The organism is Comamonas sp., from assembly GCF_009360615.1.
In the GTDB taxonomy this organism is placed as follows: Bacteria; Pseudomonadota; Gammaproteobacteria; order Burkholderiales; family Burkholderiaceae_C; genus Comamonas.
The window spans coordinates 1-15839 of sequence record NZ_SPEY01000047.1; the positions used below are offsets into that span (position 1 = coordinate 1).

Annotated in this window: 16 protein-coding genes and 1 pseudogene; 9 read left to right on the plus strand and 8 right to left on the minus strand. The window is 64.1% G+C overall.

Annotation, left to right across the window (positions count from 1 at the left end):
- Nucleotides 1–264 precede the first annotated feature (264 nt).
- Nucleotides 265–1407 carry a PQQ-dependent sugar dehydrogenase gene (locus E2583_RS13905; RefSeq protein WP_291596636.1) on the plus strand — a complete coding sequence of 381 codons (1143 nt, stop codon included), beginning with the start codon at nucleotides 265–267 and terminating at the stop codon, nucleotides 1405–1407.
- A gap of 7 nt (nucleotides 1408–1414) precedes the next feature.
- Here E2583_RS13905 and E2583_RS13910 read toward each other — a convergent pair whose 3' ends face one another.
- Complete coding sequence (locus tag E2583_RS13910; protein ID WP_291596638.1) at nucleotides 1415–1840, minus strand: virulence factor MviN; 426 nt, start codon at nucleotides 1838–1840, stop codon at nucleotides 1415–1417.
- Between the two features lie 134 nt (nucleotides 1841–1974).
- On the opposite strand from E2583_RS13910, the gene E2583_RS13915 reads away from it, so the two are divergent.
- On the plus strand, nucleotides 1975–3204 hold the full coding sequence (locus E2583_RS13915) for a nucleoside recognition domain-containing protein (protein WP_291596640.1): 1230 nt from the start codon (nucleotides 1975–1977) through the stop codon (nucleotides 3202–3204).
- A gap of 66 nt (nucleotides 3205–3270) precedes the next feature.
- Complete coding sequence (locus E2583_RS13920) at nucleotides 3271–3888, plus strand: N-methyl-D-aspartate receptor NMDAR2C subunit (RefSeq protein ID WP_291596642.1); 618 nt, start codon at nucleotides 3271–3273, stop codon at nucleotides 3886–3888.
- 6 nt (nucleotides 3889–3894) lie between these two features.
- Here E2583_RS13920 and E2583_RS13925 read toward each other — a convergent pair whose 3' ends face one another.
- Complete coding sequence (locus tag E2583_RS13925) at nucleotides 3895–4548, minus strand: flavin reductase family protein (RefSeq protein WP_291596644.1); 654 nt, start codon at nucleotides 4546–4548, stop codon at nucleotides 3895–3897.
- Nucleotides 4549–4868: 320 nt separating this feature from the next.
- Here E2583_RS13925 and E2583_RS13930 point away from each other — a divergent pair, with 320 nt between their 5' ends.
- A complete protein-coding gene (locus E2583_RS13930) occupies nucleotides 4869–5891 on the plus strand; it encodes an ABC transporter substrate-binding protein (protein ID WP_291596646.1) in 1023 nt (340 codons plus the stop codon).
- A gap of 30 nt (nucleotides 5892–5921) precedes the next feature.
- Here E2583_RS13930 and sbcB read toward each other — a convergent pair whose 3' ends face one another.
- From sbcB to cls, 4 genes and pseudogenes are all read right to left on the minus strand, one after another.
- Nucleotides 5922–7361 (minus strand): exodeoxyribonuclease I, encoded by a 1440-nt coding sequence (sbcB, locus tag E2583_RS13935; RefSeq protein ID WP_291596648.1) that lies wholly within the window; start codon nucleotides 7359–7361, stop codon nucleotides 5922–5924.
- A gap of 102 nt (nucleotides 7362–7463) precedes the next feature.
- Nucleotides 7464–7673: pseudogene (locus E2583_RS13940) on the minus strand (sigma 54-dependent transcriptional regulator); the annotation flags it as partial.
- 74 nt (nucleotides 7674–7747) lie between these two features.
- A complete protein-coding gene (locus tag E2583_RS13945; RefSeq protein WP_291596650.1) occupies nucleotides 7748–8593 on the minus strand; it encodes an NAD-dependent protein deacetylase in 846 nt (281 codons plus the stop codon).
- Nucleotides 8593–10047, minus strand: a complete 1455-nt coding sequence (cls, locus tag E2583_RS13950; protein ID WP_291596652.1) for a cardiolipin synthase — start codon at nucleotides 10045–10047, stop codon at nucleotides 8593–8595. The genes E2583_RS13945 and cls overlap by 1 nt, the downstream gene beginning before the upstream one ends.
- 153 nt (nucleotides 10048–10200) lie before the next feature.
- Here cls and E2583_RS13955 point away from each other — a divergent pair, with 153 nt between their 5' ends.
- The 4 genes from E2583_RS13955 to E2583_RS13970 all read left to right on the plus strand — a co-directional run bounded on the left by E2583_RS13955 (nucleotide 10201) and on the right by E2583_RS13970 (nucleotide 12700).
- Nucleotides 10201–10497 (plus strand): helix-turn-helix transcriptional regulator, encoded by a 297-nt coding sequence (locus E2583_RS13955; RefSeq protein ID WP_291596654.1) that lies wholly within the window; start codon nucleotides 10201–10203, stop codon nucleotides 10495–10497.
- Nucleotides 10498–10583: 86 nt separating this feature from the next.
- On the plus strand, nucleotides 10584–11168 hold the full coding sequence (locus E2583_RS13960; RefSeq protein WP_291596657.1) for a GAF domain-containing protein: 585 nt from the start codon (nucleotides 10584–10586) through the stop codon (nucleotides 11166–11168).
- Between the two features lie 348 nt (nucleotides 11169–11516).
- Nucleotides 11517–12104 (plus strand): chromate transporter, encoded by a 588-nt coding sequence (locus E2583_RS13965; RefSeq protein ID WP_291596659.1) that lies wholly within the window; start codon nucleotides 11517–11519, stop codon nucleotides 12102–12104.
- Complete coding sequence (locus E2583_RS13970) at nucleotides 12101–12700, plus strand: chromate transporter (RefSeq protein ID WP_291596661.1); 600 nt, start codon at nucleotides 12101–12103, stop codon at nucleotides 12698–12700. Before E2583_RS13965 ends, E2583_RS13970 begins: the two co-directional genes overlap by 4 nt.
- 9 nt (nucleotides 12701–12709) lie before the next feature.
- Here the strand turns inward: E2583_RS13970 and E2583_RS13975 are convergent, their stop codons facing one another.
- A complete protein-coding gene (locus E2583_RS13975; protein WP_291596663.1) occupies nucleotides 12710–13516 on the minus strand; it encodes an NAD-dependent deacylase in 807 nt (268 codons plus the stop codon).
- A 140-nt stretch (nucleotides 13517–13656) separates the two neighbouring features.
- Between E2583_RS13975 and E2583_RS13980 the strand changes: the two genes are divergently transcribed.
- Nucleotides 13657–15543, plus strand: coding sequence for a hybrid sensor histidine kinase/response regulator (locus tag E2583_RS13980; protein WP_291596666.1), 1887 nt, complete (start codon nucleotides 13657–13659; stop codon nucleotides 15541–15543).
- 78 nt (nucleotides 15544–15621) lie between these two features.
- Here the strand turns inward: E2583_RS13980 and E2583_RS13985 are convergent.
- Nucleotides 15622–15839, minus strand: a 218-nt coding sequence (locus E2583_RS13985; RefSeq protein ID WP_291596668.1) for a TrmH family RNA methyltransferase, incomplete at its 5' end; no start/stop codon positions are given.

The following is a 15839-nucleotide window of genomic DNA, read 5'->3' on the forward strand; positions in this document are numbered from 1 at the left end:
TTGACCAGCTTGCCAAACAGCTTACCCTTGGCATCGGCGACCAGCGCCTTGCCCTTTGCTTTCCATTGCGCGCCCATGGCTGCGTTCCTTGTTGAATGTTGTCAAAACCCGCGCTATGCACACGCAAGCCGCCCGCCAAAATATCGGCGAGCAAAAGCCGGATTTATACACCTGCGCGCAATCTTTTGTCGGCAAACTGCATCAAGTCCGGGTCATAAATACAGGCAAACAGCAAGCGGCTGAGCGCCCACCCAGGAGGAAAAAATGCACCGTATCACCATTCAAGCCGTCGCCTGCAGCATGCTGACCCTGCTCGGCTCGCAGGCCCTGGCGACCACCGAGCTGGGCACGCAAACCGTGGCAACGGGGCTGGAGCACCCCTGGGCACTGGCCTTTTTGCCGGACGGACGCTATCTGGTCACGGAGCGCCCCGGCCGCATGCGCATTGTGGAGGCCGGAGGCAGGCTCAACTCCCCTATCAAGGGTCTTCCTGCCATCGCCGCCGCCGGGCAAGGCGGCCTGCTGGACGTGGTGCTGGACAGCGACTTTGCCAGCAACCGCCAGCTCTATTTCTGCTTCTCGGAGCCGGGTCAGGGTGCGGACCGGGGCAAGAACAGCACGGCCATGGCCAAAGCCCGGCTATCGGCCGACGCCAGCGCCCTGGAAAACGTGCAGATTCTGTTCAGCCAGCGTCCAAAGATCGATTCGGCCCTGCACTTCGGCTGCCGCATCGTGGAACGCAAGGTGAACGGCAAGCCCGACGGATCGCTGTTTCTGAGTCTGGGCGAGCGCTACAAGGCCATGCAGGAGGCGCAGAGCCTGCAGACCCATCTGGGCAAGATCGTGCGCGTCAACAAGGATGGCAGCGTGCCTCGCGACAACCCCTTTGCGGGCAGGCCCGATGCGCTGGCCGAAATCTGGAGCTATGGCCACCGCAACAGCCAGGGCGCCGCACTGGGACCGAATGACGAACTCTGGATGACAGAACATGGCCCGCAGGGCGGCGATGAACTCAACCGCATCGAGCCGGGCAAGAATTACGGCTGGCCCGTCATTACCTACGGCGAAAACTATGGCGGCGGCAAGATCGGTGCCGGCATCACCGAAAAAACAGGCATGGAGCAACCCCGGCATTACTGGGTACCGTCGATTGCCACTTCGGGGCTCGCCTATCTGAGCAGCGAGCGCTATGGCGTGGCCTGGAAAGGCTCGTTCATCACGGGTGCGCTCAAGGCCATGCAGTTGCAGCGCCTGCAGATTGCCGATGGCAAGGTCACCGCCACCGAAGTGCTGCTGCCGCGCCTGGGCCAGCGCGTGCGCGATGTGCGCCAGGGACCGGACGGCCTGCTGTACCTGCTCACCGACTCGTCCAATGGGCAATTGATGCGCGTGCTGGCAAAGCCTTGAGCTCGAATCAGCGCAGCACGCCGCGGCTTTTGAGCCCGTAGAGATAGCCCACAATGCAGAGCCAGAAGATGGCCTCTCCCAGCCACAAGCCCAACGACAGCATATCGACCTGGCTGCCGAGCCTGCCGACATACAAGAACATGCCGGCCTGGCTTACCACGCCGAGCACCACGTAAAGAGCGCCCAACAGCAAAGCCGCGCGATTGCGCGTCCACAGCAGCCACACCAGCGTGAAGCACATGGCCGAGTTCAGCGCCAGCATGGCCTGCAGCACCAGCGCCCACTGAATCCTGGCGGCAGTACGCCAGCCGTCGGATAAATCGGCCTCCAGCAGCATCCACCCGCTCATCAGGCCAAGAAAACCGAACAGACACATCAACAGGGCCAGCCCCCGGCCATAAGGCTGCTCCCACAGAACTTGCTTTGCTGTCATCCGTCCACTGTCCCTGTCTGATTCAAAACATCTGAGGGTCCGCCATGCTCACCCGGGCAACCAAGGAGCCACAGTGTGCCATCGCGCCCCTGGTTTCGCGCCACAATCGGCAGCAGAACAAAACAGGCGCTCATATGCTCAATGCCTTGTGGCTCGGCTTTTTTCTCGTTGCAGCAGTGGCTGCGCTCGCGCAATGGCTGCTGGGCGGTCAGGCCCAGGTATTCTCATCCATGGTTCAGGCCCTGTTCGCCATGGCCAGGCTGTCGGTCGAAGTGATGGTGCTGCTGTTTGGCACGCTCACGCTGTGGCTGGGCTTTCTGCGCATTGCAGAAAAGGCGGGCGTGGTCGAGTGGCTGGCAAAAATTCTGGGCCCGCTGTTTGCCAAGCTCATGCCCGAGGTGCCGCGCGGCCACCCCGCGCTCGGACTGATCACGCTGAACTTTGCCGCCAACGGCCTGGGCCTGGACAATGCGGCCACGCCCATGGGCCTCAAGGCCATGCGCGCGCTGCAGGAACTGAACCCGAAGCCCGACACCGCGACCAATGCGCAGATTCTGTTTCTCGTGCTCAATGCCTCGTCGCTGACGCTGCTGCCGGTCACCATCTTCATGTATCGCATGCAGCAGGGAGCCGCCGATCCGACCCTGGTCTTCCTGCCGATTCTGCTGGCCACATCCGCCTCCACGCTGGTCGGGCTGCTCAGCGTCGCCCTCGTGCAGCGGCTGCCGCTGTTCAGCCCCGTGGTGCTGGCCTATCTGCTGCCCGTAGGACTGGCGCTGGCGGCTTTCATGGCGTTTCTGGCCACACTCAGCGCAGCGGCGCTGGCCCAGCTTTCCTCGCTGATGGGCAATCTCACCCTGTTTTCGCTAATCGTGCTGTTCGTGGGCCTGGGAGCACTGCGCAAGGTGGCCGTGTACGACAGCTTTATCGAGGGCGCCAAGGAGGGATTTGATGTGGCCAGGAACCTGCTTCCCTATCTGGTCGCCATGCTGTGCGCCGTGGGCGTGTTTCGCGCCTCTGGGGCACTGGAATATGTGCTGTCGGCCATCCGCTGGACGGTGGACGTGCTGGGCATGGATGCCCGCTTCGTCGATGCCCTGCCCACGGCGCTGGTCAAGCCCTTTTCCGGCAGCGCGGCCCGTGCCATGCTGATCGAGACCATGCAAAGCCAGGGCGTGGACAGTTTCGCAGCTCTGGCTGCCGCCACGATCCAGGGCAGCACCGAAACCACGTTCTACGTGCTGGCGGTCTACTTTGGTGCGGTGGGCATTCAACGCGCGCGCCATGCCGTGCCCTGCGCGCTGCTGGCCGAGCTGGCCGGCGTGGTCGCCGCCATCGTGGTCTGCTATCAGTTTTTTGGATGACGCCCAGAACTGACAAGCGTTGCAAGCCGTTTTCGATCCAATCAGTCAGAGAGAAAGAGCAAAACCATGGACTCCACAGCAGCCCTGTTTCAATCTTCCTGGCAGCGCACGTGGCAAGCCCTGGGGCTGACGCCGCCCGCAGATCTGCAGCAGCGCCTTCTGGCGGCCTGGGCCGAGCCCCAGCGCCACTATCACACCCAGCAGCATCTGGCCGAATGCCTGGGTCAGCTCGACTGCGTCTGGGAACAGGCGCAGCGGCCCGGCGAAGTGGCTGTGGCACTCTGGTTTCACGATGCCGTCTACGACCTCAAGGCCGGCGACAACGAGCTGCGCAGCGCCGACTGGGCAGCTCAGGCACTGCAGGACAGTGGCGCGCCCGAGGCCTGCTGCCGTCGGGTGCATGAGCTGATCATGGCAACCTGCCACACCGCCACACCCACGCAGGCCGATGCCAGGTTGCTGGTCGATATCGATCTGGCGATTCTGGGTGCCGACCCCGAACGTTTTGCCGAATACGACCGTCAGGTCGCCGCCGAATATGCCTGGGTGCCGCGTCTGGTCTATGGCTTCAAGCGCAGGCAGGTGCTGCGCGGCTTTCTGGACCAGGCCTTCATCTATGCCACACCGCACTTTCGGCAACTGCTGGAGGCCCAGGCCCGCAGCAATCTGCAGCGGACCACCTGAACAGGTCTACATCTCGTCGATGACCGTGCTGGCCGTGGCGCTCAGCGCGGGCGCCCTGCCCTCATGGGCCTCGACGGCAAAGCGGTCGCGGCAGTTGACGTAGAAGCTGGCCCCGAAGCGCCCCACGGGGAAGAACTCCTGCAGACGCACCCGCCATTTCTCGGTGTCCACCAGCCCTTCGCGCACGGCCAGCCACTGCACGCGGCCGATAAAGACATAGCGGCTATCGGTCTCCAGCGTCTCGTGCAACACGCATTCAAAGGCCACTGGCGCCTGGGTAATGCGCGGCGGCTGCACGCTCTGCGACGGAGTCGCTGTCAGGCCTGTGTGCTGCAACTCGCTGTGCTCGGGCGGCAGGCTGTCGCCGCAGCGGTGCATGGCGGCGGCCATGGCCTCGTCGGTGATGTGCACCACGAACTCGCCCGTGCGCAGGATATTGGCGGCCGTGTCCTTCTGCGCCATATCCTGGCGCTTGTTGACGCTGAGCATGACCACCGGCGGGTCCTCGCCCATCATGTTGAACATGCTGAAAGGCGCCGCGTTCACCGTGCCATCGACACCCAGCGTGGTCACGAGTGCGATCGGGCGCGGCACGATCAGGCTGGCCATCAGCTTGTAGCGGGCATAGGTGTCCAGTTGCGCAAAATCAATTTCGGTCATTGCAGTCTCTCCCGGCCCTTGTAGCCGTTCTCGCCCTGGCGGCGGATCTGGTATGGATTCGATAGCAGGCTGCGCAATCAGCAGCAGCCCTGAAGCTGTACAGGAGTGCAATATTCATGCCGGACGCCTCCAGCTGATCCGCGCTCGATCTGCGCACGGCCACGCACCATCGCAGGCGCCCCATGCACCAGAGCCGGACATGCAGGTCCGGGACGCACCGTCGCAGTGCCCTCTCCAGCGGTTCACGCTTTGTATACACATTGGCATCGATCTTGCGCACAGGCAGCAGTCCCTTCGCCATCGATAAACCAAGGAGTCATATGCGCAAACGAACCTTTCTTCAGGCCGCCACGGTCGCTGCAGCCCTGAGCTGGGGCACTGCCCAGGCAGCGGACACGCCGCTCAAGTTCCAGCTGGACTGGCGCTTCGAAGGACCTGCAGCCCTGTTCGTCCATCCCGAGCAAAAAGGCTATTTCAAACAGGCCGGTCTGGATGTGAATGTGGAGGCCGCCAGCGGCGCAGGCGCCATCCAGCGCGTGGCCTCAGGCACCCATGATCTGGGCTTTGCCGACCTCGCCGCACTGATGGAATTCCACGCCAACAACCCCGACGCGCCCATCAAGCCCGTGGCGATCATGGTGATCTACAACACCACGCCGGCCTCGGTGATGGCACTCAGGAAGTCGGGCATCACCAAGGCCGCCGACCTGACGGGCAAGAAAATGGGAGCCCCCATCTTTGACGCCGGCCGCCGCACCTTCCCCATCTTCGCCCAGGCCAATGGCGTGGGCGAGGTGCAATGGAGCACCATGGAGCCGCAGCTGCGAGAAACCATGCTGGCGCGCGGCGACCTGGATGCCGTCACCGGCTATACCTTCACCAGCCTGCTCAATCTGGAGGCCCGCGGCATCAAGCGCGAGGATGTGGTGGTCCTGCCCTACGCCACGCACGGCGTTCAGCTCTACGGCAATGTGATCATCGCCAGTCCCAGGCTGATTGCCGAAAAACCGGAGGCCGTACGCGCCTTCCTCAAGGCCTTTGCGCGTGGAGCCAGGGAAGGCATTGCCAATCCCGAAGCCGCCATTGCGTCCATGAAAGCCAAGGACGGGCTGGTCAACGTGCCGCAGGAGGTCAAACGCCTGAAGCTGACGATCGAGACCGCCATTGACAGCCCCGGCGCTCGCGTTGAAGGCTTTGGCCAGTTGCGCACCGAGCGTCTGGCCAGGATGGCCGAGCAGGTTGCCAAGGCCTATGCCACCAAGAACCCGGTGCCGGCCAACGCCGTATGGAACGGCAGCTTCCTGCCTACCGCAGCAGAGCTGGACATCCTGCCCAAACGCTAGGCCGGCATTGAGCCAGCCACCGCCGAGGCTTCAGACCTCAGGCACCATGGCGTCGGCATAGTCGTAGAGCTCGCCCAGAATCTCCTCGGCGCGCTCGTCGGCGGTTTCGGACAGGCTGTCGATCATGGCGAACATCTGTTCCGCCGTGCGTGCCCCGCCCTGACCTTCGATCAGGCAGGCGGCACGGTGCTGCTCCCAGCGTTGCTGCTCGCCGGCATCGAGGGTCTGCGGGAAGTTGCGCGCACGGTAGCGCCAGACCAGCTCGGTCAGGCGTGCGTCGTCAAAGCCGGTCTTGTCCAGCGCCAGCTCCTGTGGCGAGAGGCGCTTGATGCGCTCCAGACGACGGCGATCTTCATTGCCCACGAAGCCGCCATACAGGTCCTGGTCGGCATCCAGCGGCTCTCCTGCCTCGCGCGTGAAGACGGCCTTCCATTGCCCGCTCATATCGGGCAGGTCGCGGGCAATCGCCGCATGCTGCATCGCCAGCGCCATGTCCACTCCCCATTTTTCGGCCATGGCCGGGCTCAGGGTCTTGAGGCTTCCCACTACCATGGGCGACTTGTTGACGTGGATGCTCTTGATGGGCAGACGGGTCACGCCCTCGGGCAGTTCGGCCTGGCGCGTGAACAAACGCAGGCGCAGGTCTTCGATGCTGATGCCCGAAAGCTCGCTCGGGTCGGCCGCCAGATCCCAGCAGATCACCTCGTTCTTGTTCGTCGGATGCGTGGCCAGGGGCCACATCACGGCCAGACAGCCGCGCGCGGGACTGATCATGCCGGTCACATGCAGGAAAGGGCGCGCGTGCTCCTGCGTGGCGGGCAGGCCCATTTCGCGCAGAGCGCCTTCCTTTTTGTGCAGCCCGAAGGCGAAATCGAAAAGCCGCGGCTGCTTTTCGCGAATCAGCCGGGCCAGGGCAATCGTGGCGCGCACATCGCTCAGCGCATCGTGGGCGTGTTCATGCAGCAGTCCATTGGCGCGGGCCAGGTCCTCGAGTTTGAAGCTGGGCGTGCCATCCTCCCTGGTCGGCCAGTGAATGCCGTCGGGACGCAGCGCATAGACCATGCGCACCACGTCCAGCAGATCCCAGCGTCCGCAGCCGTTCTGCCACTCGCGCGCATAGGGGTCGATGAGATTGCGCCAGAACATGAAGCGCGTGATCTCGTCGTCAAAACGAATGGTGTTGTAGCCCACGCCCACCGTACCGGCCTGCGACAGCTCGGCCTCGATCAGCGCTGCAAACGCATGCTCGGCAACGCCTTCCTGCAGCGCACGCTGGGGCGTGATGCCCGTGATCAGGCAGGATTGCGGGTCGGGCAGATAGTCGTTGGCCGGCTGGCAATACCACATCACGGGCTCGCCGATTTCGTTGAGCTGGTCATCCGTGCGTATGCCCGCAAACTGCGCCGGGCGGTCGTAGCGCGGCTGGGCGCCAAAGGTTTCGTAGTCGTGCCAGAAGAAGGTATGAGCCATGGGCCCGAAGTATGCCTGTGAACCGGCACGGCTTGCGGCTGCGTCCCATCAACTTAAAGCCCTTTAGGCCTTTGGCACCTATGGATAAAGCGCGAGCAGCTATCAATATGTTTGTGTGAGCCGCGCCCGATTCAAACCGAATCTGTGCAGAAATCTGCGCAGCCGGTCTGCATCGTTGGCCACGGCTTTTTGCCGACGCGACTGGTCAAACAGTTTGCAACCCGCATCGGACAGCGTGGTCGATGCGCGGCAGACGGCAATGACGGACTGCAGTTGCAAGCGGTCAAACAGATCGAGCTGGGCGATGGCGTCTTCGGACGGACCGTCGCTCAGCAGCACCTGGGCCTTGGGCAGCGCGTCCCGGCCTGGTCCCTCCCGGGGGCCGGCTAGCAGCTCAGGCTCGTCAGGACCTGCCCCACATCGGCTTCCACCTTGAAGTCCAGCAATGCATCGGCTCGCGTCACCCCCTGATTGATCGCCACGACGGACTTGCCCTGCTGATGCGCGGCCAGCACAAAGCGATAGCCCGAATACACCATCAACGAAGAGCCGGCGATCAGCAGCGCATCGGCCCGGGCCACGGCAGCCATGCAGGCCTGCACGCGCTCCCGGGGCACGGACTCTCCGAAGAACACCACGTCGGGTTTGATCAGGCCCGTGCCGCAATGCGGGCAGGCCGGAACGGAAAACCGGGTGAAATCCTGCCCTTGCAGATCGGCATCGCCGTCGGGGGCAGGAGCCGCGTACAGCTCGGCCCAGGCCGGGTTCAGCGCCAACAGCCGCTCCTGCAGATCGGCACGGGCAGAGCGCCTGCCGCAGTCCATGCAACGCACGGTGTCGATGCGCCCGTGCAGATCCACGATGCTACGGCTACCGGCCGCGTCATGCAGGCCATCGACATTCTGGGTGATCAGCAACTCCAGCCGGCCTTGCTGCTCCAGCCGCGCCAGTGCATGGTGAGCGGCACCCGGGCGCGCCTGGCCCATCACGCGCCAGCCCAGCATGGAACGCGCCCAGTAGCGCTGACGTACCAGCACGTCGCCCATGAAGGCCTGATAGGTCACCGGCTGCGGGCGCTTCCATTGCCCGTTGCGGTCGCGATAGTCCGGGATGCCGACTTCGGTGCTGCACCCGGCGCCACCAATGACCACCAAGCGCGGATGCGCATGCACCCAGTCCTGCAGGCGCCACAGCGCCAGAGCGTCCACACCGGGAGTCATCGTCTCACTCATCACAGCAGCGGCGATGTCAAGCGGGCCACGGAACCGAACAGTCGTCGCCGCAAACCTTTCTCGCTGCGATATTGAACCACTCGGGCCTGCCCCAGGTCGGCCTCGAACTGGGCGGCAATGGCCTGATTCAGCTCGGGCCCGTAGCCGATCACGCAGACCTCGTAGTTGAGGAAAAAGCTGCGATAGTCAAAATTGGCCGTACCGATCATGGCCATATTGTCGTCGACCACCAAGGTCTTGGAGTGCAGCATGCTGGCCGCATATTCATAGATGTGGACGCCGCAGCGGATCAGCTCGTCAAAATAGGAGCGCGCTGCAGCCGTCACCAATAGCGAATCCGACTTCTTGGGCACGAGGATACGAACCTCCACGCCGCGCAGCGCGGCATTGGTGAGGGCCGTCAGCGCGCCTTCCGTCGGTACAAAATACGGCGTGGTCAGCAAGATGCGCTGCTGGGCCGCATTGATGGCCGCCAGGTAGGCACGGTAGATGGCGTCCAGTTGATCGTCAGGCCCCGAGGTCACGACCTGCATGGGGATGGGCCCGTCTTCGCAGTCGGGCAACAGGTCGTCAAGATCCTCGGGCAGGCGCTGCGGATCATCGCTGCGGGTGTAGGCCCAGTCTTCGAGAAACACCGTCTGCAGCCAGTTGACGACGCAGCCCTCGACCCGGATATGCACGTCGTGATAGGCATCTTCACGAATGCGATGGTTCTCTTCATCGGTTACGTTCACGCCGCCCGTAAAGCCCACCTTGCCATCGCAGACCAGTATCTTTCGGTGGGTGCGAAAGTTGACCACGGGTCGCAGTCGACGCCCTATCTTGGCATCGTGAAAGCGCAGCACTTCGGCCCCGGCCCGCTGCAGCGGTTCCAGAAATTGGCGCCCCAGCCTCTTGGAGCCCAGCGCATCCACCAGCAAACGCACCTGCACGCCCTCAAGGGCCTTCTCGATCAGCAAGTCACGCAATGCCGTGCCGGTCTGATCGGGCTCATAGATGTAGTACTCCAGATGCACATGGTGGCGAGCGGCGCTGACGGCCTCGGCAATCGCATCAAAGGTCACAGCTCCTCCCACCAGCAGCTGCATGGACGTGGCCGTACTTACCGGGAAATCGCTGGTCATGCCGACCAGCCGCGCCACCTGGCGCAGGCGCTCCTGCTGAGCCGGAATGCGCTCCCTGAGCTTTTGCATGCTGTTGCGCACACGGGACCGCTTGCGCGAGCGCAGCCGCTTGATACGCTGGCGCTTCATGCGTTGCGGACCGAAGTAGTAATAGACCAGCAGCCCCACCACGGGCAGCGCTGCCATGGACAACAGCCAGCTCAACGTGGCAATCGGCTGACTGCGCTGCAGCAAAATCCAGACGCCCACCACGATGACATACAGCGACCACCCCACGGAAAGCCAGAGCTTGACGCTCTCGTGGCTCAGCTGCATTGCTATCCAATCCAATTGCGCACTCCTGTTGTTGCGGGAACCATCACCACCATGCCCTCGCAGTATGGCAGCGGCATGGCGGCCTGCGGCGATCGGCCTGACCGCAGGAGACGCTCTGCAGCCGTCACCACGCGTCTGCACCGCGCTACAAAGAGTATATTAATACGCATGACTTCCGAACTCATCACGACTCTGGCCCAGGCCCGCAAGGCCGCCCGCATCACCCAGGCCGATCTCGCCGAACGCGCCGGCCTCTCGCGCATGGCCGTGCAGCGCACGGAAACCGGCGATGTCGACCCCCGCTTTTCCACCCTGCAGGAGATGGCCCGAGTACTGAATATGGAGCTGGTCGCCGTCCCCGCCGAGCTGCATGCCCAGGTGCTGGCGCTGATCCAGACCCAGACCGGCCGGGCACACGCGACCGACAGCAGTGTCCAGCCGGTGGCAGACCGGAATTGCCGGTGAAGTCCTGCGACTTGTTCACTCGAGACCCCTGTCGACTCGGCCACAATGGCCCGAGGTTTTCTGCGCGACATTCAGAGGTTTGAGAGATGGCGATTCACAACTGGGACTACGCACCCGAGGCACTGGAGGTACAGGTCAGCGAATTGTTGCTGGCCACGGCAGACCAGAGCGACGAACTGGTCGATGAAAACGTGCGCCTGGTCCTGCACGAGCTGCGCCAGCACCTCGGTATGGAGGTGATTTTCGTTTCCGAGATCCGCAATGGCCAGCGGATGTTCCAGCATGTCGATACCGCACCCGGCAAGGAATGGATCGCCACCGGCGAAGGCGGCCCTCTGGAAGAGTCGTTCTGCCAGTGCGTGCTCGAGGGCACATTGCCGGGCCTGGTCCACGATGCAGCCACCCACCCGGCCTTTGCCAGGCTTCCGGCAACTCCTTTTCGTGTGGGCGCCCATCTGAGCGTCCCCATCGTGCTGGCCAGCGGCACGGTCTACGGCACGCTGTGCTGCTTCAGCCAGGCCGCCGACGAAAGCCTGACGGCCAGGGATCTGCAAAAACTCGAGTGCGTGGCCAGGATCACGGCCAGGCGAATCGATCTCAAGCAGGCGCAGCAGCCCGCCCCTGCCGACAAGCACCTGCCGCCCGGCACCCCGGCGCCCGCCAAGCGCTGAACACCGCTGCCGCCGGCTCGCAGGCTCAGGGCCGGGCAAAGCCCGCGACAGCCCGGCTGCAGGGCGGGTTGCCTCTGCGGCATGCCGAGCGATCGACAGCAAACTGACCGAGGTTCTCACCCGGTATGAAGGACAACCGGCGGCTGGAGGCTGACGACGCCGGTCTCGAACAGATCCGCCGCGCTCTCTGCGCCGCTCATGCGTTGCGGTCTGGCAACGGGAGCCATCAAAGTGATCGATACGCCCTTCTCGACTGGAGATGGCTGGCACCTATCCGGCCACGGGCGCCCGCATTAGCATGCACGGCTGATCGCCATCACTTTCTCCAGAGGCCCCGAAGCCGTTTCCATGAGCGCACCCGCCCCACCATCCCTGCCGCCAGCCCAGCGGCCACGCCCCGTACATCTGCGCGAACTTTTCTGGTCGCTGACCTGGCTGGCCTTGCAGGGCTTTGGCGGCGTGCTGGCCGTGGTGCAGCGCGAACTGGTCGAAAAACGCCAATGGCTGAGCAACGAGGAGTTCATGGAGGATTGGGCGGTGGCGCAGATCATGCCCGGGCCCAATGTGGTGAATCTCTCCATCATGCTGGGCGAACGCTACTTCGGCTGGCGCGGAGCCCTCGTGGGACTGTGCGGCATGCTGACCTTTCCCATGCTGGTGGTCATCAGCCTCACTCTGGTCTACACCCAGTTCGCGGCCAACCCGGCCGTGGCCGGAGCCCTGCGCGGCATGGGCGCCGTGGCGGCAGGGCTGGTCGCAGGCATGGGCCTCAAGCTGGCCGGCACGCTGCGCAGACACCCCCTGGGCAAATGGTACTGCGCAGGGCTGGCCTTTGCCGCCTTTGTGCTGGTCGCAGTGCTGCGCCTGCCGCTGTTCTGGGCCCTGCTGCTGGTGGGTGCCAGCGGCTGCGTGCTGACCTACCGGAGGCTGGCATGAGCGCGCCGGTGATCGATCTGCAGACCCTGGACTGGCTGCATCTGCTGGGCTACTTCCTGACGCTGTCGCTGATGGCCGTGGGTGGGGCCATCACTGCCGCGCCCGATATGCACCGCTATCTGGTCGACGGAAACCACTGGCTGTCGGACACCCAGTTCACCACTTCCATCGCCATCGCCCAGGCAGCCCCCGGCCCCAATGTGCTGTTCATCGCCTTGCTGGGCTGGAACGTGGGTCTGAATGCGGGTGGCGGTGCCGGCCCTGTGGCCTGGGGTCTGGGTGCACTCGGTGTTGCCATATGCATGGTGGGCATTCTGTTGCCCAGTTCGCTGCTGACCTGGCAGGCTTCGCGCTGGGGCCAGCGCAACCGGGACAAACGCGGCGTGCGCGCCTTCAAGCAGGGCATGGCTCCGCTGGTGATCGGACTGCTGCTGGCGACCGGCTGGTTGCTGGGCAGCGCCAGCGGCAGCCCCGGCAAGGACTGGCGGCTCTGGCTGCTGAGCCTTGCGTGCACCCTGCTGGTATGGCGCAGCCACATTCACCTCCTGTGGCTGCTCGCTGCCGGTGCGGCGCTGGGTGCGCTGGGCTGGGTCTAGAGGCAAGGGTCAGCAGGGGTGCCTCGGCTCAGAGCCCTCCTCTGGATTTGCCAGCAGCAAGGGCAACGCCTGCGCCGATGGCAGGGCAATCAACTGATCGGCCACCGGGTCCAGCTCGCTGGCATGGGGGTTCAGGATGACCACACGGGCGCTGTTGCGCCTGGCGATCCGGGCCAGACCTGCGGCCGGGTAGACGGCGCCCGATGTGCCGATCACCAGCATCAGCTGACATTGCTCGGCCGCCTGCTCTGCAAGGGCCCAGGTCTGGCGGGGCAAAGACTCGCCGAACCAGACGACGTCAGGCCGCAGCAAATTGCCGCAGGCGGCGCAATGCGGCGGCTCGCCAGGCACGGGATGCTCCAGATCGCATGACGCACAACAGCGACTCAGCCAGCGATTGCGGTTCAGCTCGCCATGAAGGCTCAGCACATCCTCGCTGCCCGCCTGCTGGTGCAGCCCGTCCACATTCTGCGTGATCAGCGTCATCCGGCCCGGGTACCGGCGCGACCAACGCGCCAGCGACAGATGTCCCTCGTTGGGAACCGCCCCGGCAAGCAAGGCGCGCCGGTGCTCGTACCAGCGCCAGACAAGGGCCGGGTCGCGGCGGTATCCAGCCTCGCTGGCCATTTCCTCGGGATTGAACCGGGCCCAGTAGCCGCTTGCCGCATCCCTGAACGTGGGCACTCCCGATTCGGCACTGACACCGGCACCGGTAAGCACGGCCAGCCGCTGCGTCTCGCCGAGCCATCGTCGCACGCGGGCAATCGCACCCAGGGACGCCGAAGAATTGTCAATCAGTGCTTGAACCAAGGCCATGCCCCCGAAAAATCCAGATGCAACGTGGAATACTTGAACCACTGTGCAGAGTGTCTGCTCTGCCTGATATTGCACCATACCAGCACATGAACGAGCCGGGCCGATTGTTCGCACTTCAGCAAGCCATGAGGCCTGCGTCATTGGCATGGGCGCTCGTCGATGCCGGAACGCTGGAGATGCGCTTTGCCAACCCGGCCATGCAGCGGCTTTTGCAGCCCGGCAGCCGATCCCCCGCAGCGCCGGCGCTCGACATGTTCGAGTCGGCCAGAAAAGCTGTCAGCCAATGCCTGGAAACAGGCCGGGAGACCACGACCCGTCTGCCCGGTCTGCCCGGGCTCTGGCATTTCTCACCGATTGCGGATGACGGGGCGATACCGGCGGTGCAGTGCTATGTGCTGCAGACCGGCACGGCATCGCCCGAGCCCGATGACGAACTCGGTCTCGGCCATGTCAACCGCTTCGAGGCCTTCCTCGATCACCTGCCCTATCAGATCTGGATGGCCACCCCCCATGGGGAGGTGACCTGGTTCAACCGTGCCCTGCATGAGTATGCCTATCGGGAAGTGCGCCCCCTGAGCCTGCGCGAAGGCATCTGGATCGATATCGTGCACCCCGACGACCTGGCCGCCGTCAACACCGGGCTGTCGCGCGCACTGATCACCGAAAAGCCGACAGGATACCGGCTCCGCATCAAACGCCACGACGGCCAGTTCCACTGGTTTTTTGCGTCACTGTCTCCGGTCAGGAATGCGCAGGGCAGGATCCTCTACTGGGTCGGTGCCAATCTGGGCATCGACAGCATCCGGCGGTCCGAGAATCAGCTGCGCGACCAGATCACCACGCTCAGCCATCAGCTGAGGCTCAAGCAGCAGGCACTGGATCAGGCCGAGACCTACCTCGCCCAGGCCCAGAAAATGGGCATGGTGAACCAGCTGTCCGCCGGTGTCGCGCATGACATGAAGAACCTGCTGTTCATCACGGGCCTGCATGCCGGCATGCTGGAAAGGCAGCTGGGCGAGCCCGAGCAGCTCGAGCATGTGGATGTGATCCTCAACACCATTCAGAAAGCAGGCAGCCTGGCATCGCATCTGACCGGGTTCAGCAGCCGCAAGTCCATGCAGCTGGCCTCTGCCGACCCCCGTGCACTGGTGCAGGATCTGGAACCCCTGCTGAGCAAGGCCGTCGGCCAGAACGCTGAACTGCAGCTGCGCATGGCAGCCAGCATCTGGCCCATCAGCGTGGACAAGCTCTATTTCGAGAACTCGCTGATCAACCTCTGCCTCAACGCGCGCGATGCCACCGAAGAACACGGCCTGATCACCCTGACTGCAGAGAACGTGCTGCTCAAGCGCCCCGGGCATGCGGGCGACTATGTCATGGTCAGCGTGACTGACAACGGCATGGGCATGAGCGAGGAGATCAAGGCCCGCATCTTCGATATGTTCTTCACCACCAAACCCGAGGGCAAAGGTGCGGGCCTGGGGCTGCCCATGGTCAAGAACTTCATGGACCATGTCCAGGGCCTGATCGAAGTCGAAAGCACCCAGGGCCTGGGCACCGTCGTGAGCCTGTACTTTCCGCGCGCACAGCCGGCAGCGACGCAAAGCCCGCAAGCCGCGACCCCTGCAGGCCGGCAGGAAACGATCTTGCTGATCGAGCCGGACCTGGCCGCGCGCAATGCCATGGCCCAGGTACTTTACGGCCTTGACTACCAGGTCGTGACCGCCTACTTGCCGGAAGTCGCGCAGCGCTACATCAACAGCGGCATGAAGGTGGACCTCATCATCGCCGCCGATGAGTTTCCGCCTCCTTTGAACATCGCGAATATGCAGCAGGAGCTGGCGCGCAAGCAGATTCTCATTCCGCTCGTCCTGCTGACCAGCAGCGAAGAGGCCGAACTGCCGCAGGCCCGGGAATGCCGCTATGCCGTGCTGAGCAAGCCCATGGACATCGGCGAGCTGGCACGCACCGTACAGCGCATGCTGAATCCGGGCTGCACGACCCCTGCCGATCTGCCCGCCGCCTGAGGGCGATACGATCGCCCGCAAAAAAGGCGCGACCGCTTTCGCCGTCGCGCCTTGCATTCAGTGACCGGGCCAGTCGGCTCAGGCCTTGATCGCCGCTGCCGAAGCCAGGCGCTGGCGCAATGCCTCGTACAGGCACACGCCGCTGGCGACAGACACATTCAGGCTTTCCACCGCGCCTTGCATGGGGATGCTGACCAGCGCATCGCAGGTCTTGCGGGTCAGCTGGCGCATGCCATCGCCCTCGGCCCCCAGCACCAGCGCCGTCGGGCCGGTCAGATCCATCTGGTAGAGATGCC